At 66.8% G+C, this 6,433-nt stretch carries 7 protein-coding genes, 1 tRNA gene and 1 pseudogene; 1 reads left to right on the forward strand and 8 read right to left on the reverse strand.

Annotation, left to right across the window (positions count from 1 at the left end):
* Positions 1-52: 52 nt before the first annotated feature.
* The 5 genes and pseudogenes from AX690_RS05770 to AX690_RS05790 form a co-directional block, all read right to left on the reverse strand.
* Positions 53-1,213 (reverse strand): isovaleryl-CoA dehydrogenase, encoded by a 1,161-nt coding sequence (locus AX690_RS05770; RefSeq protein ID WP_197426794.1) that lies wholly within the window; start codon positions 1,211-1,213, stop codon positions 53-55.
* 82 nt (positions 1,214-1,295) lie between these two features.
* Positions 1,296-2,537 (reverse strand): lysozyme-family localization factor SpmX, encoded by a 1,242-nt coding sequence (gene spmX, locus AX690_RS05775; RefSeq protein ID WP_066682016.1) that lies wholly within the window; start codon positions 2,535-2,537, stop codon positions 1,296-1,298.
* A gap of 83 nt (positions 2,538-2,620) precedes the next feature.
* Entirely contained in the window at positions 2,621-4,075 is a 1,455-nt protein-coding gene (gene mgtE / locus AX690_RS05780; protein WP_066682018.1) for a magnesium transporter, read from the reverse strand.
* Positions 4,076-4,222: 147 nt separating this feature from the next.
* Positions 4,223-4,307 (reverse strand) — tRNA-Leu (locus AX690_RS05785).
* Positions 4,308-4,393: 86 nt separating this feature from the next.
* Positions 4,394-4,704: pseudogene (locus AX690_RS05790) on the reverse strand (FliM/FliN family flagellar motor switch protein).
* Between the two features lie 12 nt (positions 4,705-4,716).
* Between AX690_RS05790 and lipB the strand changes: the two are divergent.
* Positions 4,717-5,442, forward strand: coding sequence for a lipoyl(octanoyl) transferase LipB (gene lipB / locus AX690_RS05795; RefSeq protein ID WP_066682020.1), 726 nt, complete (start codon positions 4,717-4,719; stop codon positions 5,440-5,442).
* Here the strand turns inward: lipB and AX690_RS05800 are convergent.
* The 3 genes from AX690_RS05800 to AX690_RS24205 all read right to left on the reverse strand — a co-directional run.
* Positions 5,439-5,840 (reverse strand): DUF805 domain-containing protein, encoded by a 402-nt coding sequence (locus tag AX690_RS05800; protein WP_197426791.1) that lies wholly within the window; start codon positions 5,838-5,840, stop codon positions 5,439-5,441. The genes lipB and AX690_RS05800 overlap by 4 nt on opposite strands.
* A gap of 40 nt (positions 5,841-5,880) precedes the next feature.
* Entirely contained in the window at positions 5,881-6,285 is a 405-nt protein-coding gene (locus AX690_RS05805) for a DUF805 domain-containing protein (protein WP_066682025.1), read from the reverse strand.
* A gap of 53 nt (positions 6,286-6,338) precedes the next feature.
* The coding region (locus tag AX690_RS24205) for a hypothetical protein (protein WP_369798175.1) at positions 6,339-6,433 on the reverse strand (95 nt) is incomplete at its 5' end.

Below are 6,433 nucleotides of genomic sequence, written 5' to 3' on the forward strand. Positions count from 1 at the left end.
TACGACGATGGAAGGGCCGTCCCGATCGGGGCGGCCCTTTTTCATATCGATGTCAGGCCCCGATCAGCTCGCGGCCGATCAGGAAGCGGCGGATCTCATTGGTGCCGGCGCCGATGTCGTAGAGCTTGGCGTCGCGCAGCAGGCGCTCGACCGGCCACTCCTTGGTGTAGCCGGCGCCGCCGAGGGCCTGGATCGCCTCCAGAGCCACCTTCACGGCGTTCTCGCTGGCCATCAGGATCGCGCCGGCCGCGTCGAAGCGCGTGGTCTTGCCCGCGTCGCAGGCCCGCGCCACCGCGTAGACATAGGCGCGGGCGGAATTCAGGGCCACGTACATGTCGGCGATCTTGCCCTGCATCAGCTGGAAGCCGCCGATCGGCTGGCCGAACTGCTTGCGGTCGCGGACATAGGGCAGGACGATGTCGAGACAGGCCTGCATGATGCCCAGCGGCCCCGCCGCCAACACGGCGCGCTCGTAGTCGAGGCCGCTCATCAGGACGCCAACGCCGCCGCCGACCGGCCCCATGACGTTTTCTTCCGGGATCTCGCAGTCCTCGAACACCAGCTCGGCGGTGTCGCTGCCGCGCATGCCCATCTTGTCCAGCGTCTTGGAGACGCTGAAGCCCTTCATGCCCTTCTCGACGAGGAAGGCGGTGATGCCGCGGCTGCCCTCGCCCGTCTTGGCGTAGACGACCAGGGCGTCGGCGTGCGGGGCGTTGGTGATCCAGAACTTCGTGCCGTTCAGGACATAGCGGTCGCCGCGCTGCTCGGCGCGCAGCTTCATCGAGACGACGTCCGAGCCCGCGCCGGCCTCGCTCATCGCTAGAGAGCCGACATGCTCGCCGCTGATCAGCTTGGGCAGGTAGCGCCGCTTCTGCTCGGGCGTGCCCCAGCGTCGGATCTGGTTGACGCAAAGGTTCGAGTGCGCGCCGTACGACAGGCCCACCGAGGCCGAGGCGCGGGAGACCTCCTCCATCGCCACCACGTGCTCGAGATAGCCAAGGCCGAGGCCGCCGAATTCTTCCTCGACGGTGATGCCGTGCAGGCCAAGGTCGCCCATCGGGACCCACAGCGAGCGCGGGAAGGTGTTGGCCTCGTCGATCTCGGCCGCCAGCGGCGCGATGCGATCGGCGGCGAAGCGGGCGGTTGTCTCGCGGATGGCGTCGGCGGTCTCGCCCAACGCGAAGTCCATCGTGGGTGCGAAATTCGTCATGATAGTCCTCCCATAGCACGAACGCCCGCGGATCAACGAGACCCGCGGGCGTTCTTGCTCGACTTCCCCAGAGTAAGGGAAGTTCTTATTCGCCCGCCTTATCCGGCCCAGCCAGTCGGCGCAACAGAAGATAAGCTGAAACCACGAAGCATATCGCGCCGATCATGCTGGCGCCGTAGCCGAACAGCTTGACCTGGTCCGCCGCCCCGACCGCCACGGTCAGGATCCAAAGGACGCCGCCGCCGAACAGCGACAGGCCCAGCAGGCCCAGCACGATCAGCAAGCTGGCGTTGCCGGACGAACGCTTCGTCTTCCGCGGGCCGCCCGCGATCCCGGCGACGGTGGAAGGCTCAGAGGCGGCGCTGGTCGAGAAGCCGTCAAGATTGAACGCCGAGCCGCTGTCGTTCGGCGCGCCAAACAGCGTCGGTTCGTTGGCGACCGGGCCGGGCGCGAACGCCTCCACGGTCGCAGGTTTTTCCGGCGCCTGCGGCGACGGCCGGAAAGGCGTCAGCTCGACGGCGGGCGCGTCCTGGAACAGGACAGGCCCAGAAGAGACGGTGGCGGCCTTCTCCGGCGCGGGCGGCTCGGGCAGGCTGAGGTCAGGCTGCGTCTTGCTGGGCGGCGCTTCCGCCTCGGCGAGGATAGCTTCCAGGCGCGCGCTGACGGCGGCCGCCGACTGCTCGGTCGCGGTGGGTCTGTCCTCTTCCGGGACAACGATGCTGAACGGCAGGTCGCCCTCGCGGTGCGCGACGATCCGGTCGCCGTCGATGCGGGTGCTGACCGTGGCCGGCGTCTGCTTAGGAATGGCGTTGCTAGCGTCGTAGTCGATCTTCGGACGCAGGATGGAGCTCGGCGCGGGCACCCACTGGCCGTTGGCCGGAGTCAGGAACAGCGTCTTCTCGGCTGAGCGGCGGCGCACCAGGGCGTCGATGACGATGCGCTCGCCCTCGAAGTCGGCCTTGCGCCACATCTCCATGGCGCAGGCGGCCTGCAGCAGCGAGCCCTCGTTGATCCGGCGCAGCACGCCCGAGCGCACGAAGTTCTCGATACCGATGTTGAAGGCGAAGCAGACCAGGGCGTCGAACTGGTTCTGGGTCAGCGGCGTGTAGGTGTGCTCGTTGACCGAGTGGGCCACCGAGATCAGGTCGTACAGCAGCAGGGCCTCGGCGTCCTTTTCCGAGACAGTCGCGCCCGGACGCGCGGTCAGCGTGTGGCCATAGCCGATCGTCCAGCGTCCATCGGGCAGCTGGGCGGACGTCTGACGGTAGCCTTCGAATCTCTTGATGAGATCGACGGCGGCGCGGGAGACCTGATGACGCGGTTTCATCGCCTAGTTTGACCCAAATTGAGACAGACGCGGGTGCGCTCGCCTGTCCCGGCGCAAGGTCCGCGCCAGTTCGGCCGGGTTCCTCAGTGCAAAAGCAGGGACGCGATCAACAATACCGCGAAGAACCCCGTGAAGTCCGTCAGGAAGGTGACGAAGATCGACGAGGACACGGCGGGGTCGCGCCCCATCTTCTCCAGCGCCAGCGGCATCAGGATGCCGCCGACGGCCGCGGTGAAGATGTTGGCCACCAGCGCCGCTCCGACGATGATCGCCAGCTTGTCGTGGTGATCCGCCGGACCGAAGAACAGATAGGTCGCCGTGCCCATGACCACAGCAAGACACAGGCCATTGACCAGGCCGACCAGCAGCTCGCGCAGGATGATCCGGCGGGCGTTGGCCGTGGTCAGCTCCTTGCTGGCGAGCGCCCGCACGGCGACGGCCAGGGTCTGAGTGCCGGCGTTGCCGCCCAGCGACGAGACGATCGGCATCAGGATGGCCAGCGCCACCAGCTGGGCGATCTCGGCCTGGAAGATGGCGACGCCACTGACCGCCAGGGTGGCGGTCGCCAGGTTCAGCATGAGCCACGGCAGGCGCGACTTGACGATCTCGACCACCGATGCGTCGCGACCGGCGTCGGACACACCGGCCAGGGCCAGGATGTCTTCCTGGGCCTCGTCACGAATGACCTCGACGATGTCGTCGACGGTGATCTGACCCACCAGACGCCCGCCTGGCTCGATGACCGGGGCGCTGATCAGGTGGTACTTGTCGAAGATGTAGGCGACTTCTTCCTGGTCCATGTCGACCGGAATTTCGGTGACCGCCTCCATCAGCTCGGTCAGCGGCGTCTCGCGCCGGCTGCGCAGCAGGATGCTGATCGGGATCGCGCCGACGGGCTTGTAGGTCGGATCGACCACATAGACGTCGAAGAACAGCTCCGGCAGCGTCTCGCCCGCCTCGCGCACGTGGTCGATCGTCTGGCCGACGGTCCAGAACTCGGGAGCCGCCAGGAACTCGCGCTGCATCAGGCGGCCGGCCGTCTCGTCCTCGTAGGACAGGGTCGTCTCGATCGCGGCGCGGTCGGTCTCGCCCATGGCGGCCAGCACCTGGAAGCGCTTGGTGTCGTCCAGGTCGTCGATAACGTCGGCGGCGTCGTCGGTGTCCAGCTCTTCCAGGGCGCGGGCCAGGGTCACGGACGGGGTGGCTTCCAGCACCTCCTCGCGGATGTTGTCCTCGAGCTCGGAGATGATCTCGCCCAGCGCCTCGGGATCGAGGAGCGGGATGATCTGCTCGCGATACTCGGCCGTCAGGAAGCCCATCAGGTCGGCGACGTCGGCCGGGTCCAAAGCGCCCACAAGCTCGCGCAAACGCTTGGCGTCGCCGCTGTCGGCGGCGTCGACCACCATCTCGACGTATTCGGGATTGAGGGCGTAGTCCTCGCCAAGCGCGAGGTCTTCCAGCTCCTCGGGAGTCTCTGATTTGGCCAGCGGGATGTCGTCCAGCACGTCGTCGGTCAGTTCGGCGGTGTCCCGGGTCATGGGGGCCTCCTGAGCTCTTAGAGCGCGTGGGTTCGTGCTGGTTGGTCCGATGAAGCGACCCTGAGGCGAAATCAGGGCCAGAAACGATTAGAGCGCCCCTTGCGAGTCGGAAACCGATTCCGCCGGAGCGCTCTATTCAGGTTCACCTGGTGCGGTCGAGAAGACTCGAACTTCCACGGGTTGCCCCACAGCGACCTCAACGCTGCGCGTCTACCAATTCCGCCACGACCGCTCGTGGTGAGGGGCGGCAGGTAGCAAACTGAATCGGCTTTGGGAAGTCGGAAGTTCGAGTATGGCGAACTTCTCCCCTGCGGCGAATTACGCCCCGCCCGCCATGTAGTCGTAGACGTCGGCCGCGCGGGTCACCTGGATGGCGATGCGGTCGTCGCTGATCTGGATTTCGCCGCGGGCGATCGGGTGGTTGTTGGCCAGGATCCAGACCTCGTCATTGGTCTTGGCGTCCAGCGGAATCACCGCGCCACGACCCATCCGCAACAATTGTTGCATGGGGAGGATCGATCGTCCCAGCAAGACGGAGATCTCGACATTGACGGCGTTGACCTGGGTCACGAAGTAAGGCCCCTGAACTGACACTGCGACCGACCGGGTCGCCGCGTCCAAGATTGCAAGATTAGGGCCGTATGCTTGCGCTCCCGTTAAACGCTGAAAACACTGGACTTCCGAGCATGAGGCGCGATGACGCGGCCCCCGTGGGGTGGGCGGTTTCGACCGACTACGTGGATTACCCGGCAGCGGTTGCCGCCATGGAGGCCCGCGCCGCCGCCATCGCCGACGGGACGGCGGGCGAGCTCGTCTGGCTGCTGGAGCACCCTCCCCTTTACACCGCCGGCGTGTCCGCCAAGGCCACCGACCTGCTGGCGCCGGACCGCTTTCCGGTGTTCGAGAGCGGGCGCGGCGGGCAGTTCACCTATCACGGCCCCGGCCAGCGCGTGGCCTATGTGATGCTGGACCTGACGAAGCGCGGCCGCGACGTGCGCGCCTTCGTCGCGGCGCTGGAGGCCTGGATCATCGACGCCCTGGCCGCCTTCAACATCACTGGGGAGCTGCGCGACGGCCGGGTCGGCGTCTGGGTCGAGCGCAAGGGCGCGGGCTGGAGCCGCGAGGACAAGATCGCCGCCATCGGCGTGAAACTGCGCCGCTGGGTCAGCTTCCACGGGATCAGCCTGAACGTGGAACCGGACCTGTCGCACTTCTCCGGCATCGTCCCCTGCGGCCAGACCGAGCACGGCGTCACCAGCTTGGTGGACCTGGGCCTGCCCGTCGCCATGGACGAGGCGGACGCGGCGCTAAGGGCGAGCTTTACGAGGGTGTTCGGGCCGGTCGAAGACGCCACGGCGCCGGTTTAAGTCCACCGCGGCCGGGGCTCGCTCCTGCTAGGCCACACGCACAGCGCAAGCCAGAACACGACCTGAATCCCGGGCACGAGCGACAGGCCCGCCAGCCAGCCCCCCTGCCCCAAGTCGTGGAGCCGTTTGGCGGATAGGGCCGCGAGCGCCCAGACCTGCGCAAGCCACAACCCAAGGGTCACAAGAGCAAAAGGCGCCCCGAAAGCTTGGCTGATCATGTCCAGCGCCTGGGCGGGATGATCGAGCAGCGCCCCAAGCCGGGCAAAGCTGTAGGTCGGGGCTCGAACCAGGAAAATGGCTATGAAACCGAGATTTCCGATCAGCCAAGTCGCCGCCGTATGGGTGACAAAGCTCTGACGCCCGATAGCGCCTCGGGGATTAAACCACTGCTGGATCAAGTCGCCCTCCTGCTCGCGTGTAGGCAAGAAGAACTAAACCCTAGATCGAAATCGTCTTCAAGGGATTGGGGCCGTAGCGGTTCGCGCCCTGCTCGCCCCCCATCACGCCCAGCTCGACCACCGCCCAGGCGATGACCAGGCAGAACATGAAGTCGAGAAAGTGCTCGGGCTGGGGCCAGACGGCGATGAAGGCCACCAGGATCAAGAGCGCCCACCAGCCCGACCGGCCGCGATCGTGCAGCCGCTTGGACAGCACGCAGGCGCCCGAGAACAGCAGGGCCGGATAGACGAGCCAGCCGGTCAGCCAGTGCAGAGTGTAGCCGGCGATGGCCTCATACAGCACCGCCACGCCCAGCAGGACGGCCGCCGCGACCAGGAACGGCGTGCGCGCCAGCCGGCCGTTCGACGACAGGAACAGCTCCGCCCACTCGCTACGTTCGCTCATCTAGGCTCGACTCCGACTCGGCGTTCGATCTCGCCGGCAATCTAAGCGCAGCTTCAGGCGAACTCCACCAGCACCTCGTCGGCGGCGACGGGATCGCCGCCCTTGGCGTTGACGGCTTTGACGACGCCGTCGCGCTCGGCGCGGATGA

Source organism: Caulobacter sp. CCH9-E1 (assembly GCF_001556515.1).
Lineage (GTDB): Bacteria > Pseudomonadota > Alphaproteobacteria > Caulobacterales > Caulobacteraceae > Caulobacter.

What these genes read in the sequence shown, in the direction of transcription:
- mgtE (WP_066682018.1), bottom strand. Translation starts at nt 4,075, where the DNA reads ATGACCCGGGACACCGCCGAACTGACCGACGACGTGCTGGACGACATC.
- AX690_RS05805 (WP_066682025.1), bottom strand. Translation starts at nt 6,285, where the DNA reads ATGAGCGAACGTAGCGAGTGGGCGGAGCTGTTCCTGTCGTCGAACGGC.
- spmX (WP_066682016.1), bottom strand. Translation starts at nt 2,537, where the DNA reads ATGAAACCGCGTCATCAGGTCTCCCGCGCCGCCGTCGATCTCATCAAG.
- lipB (WP_066682020.1), top strand. Translation starts at nt 4,717, where the DNA reads ATGCTTGCGCTCCCGTTAAACGCTGAAAACACTGGACTTCCGAGCATG.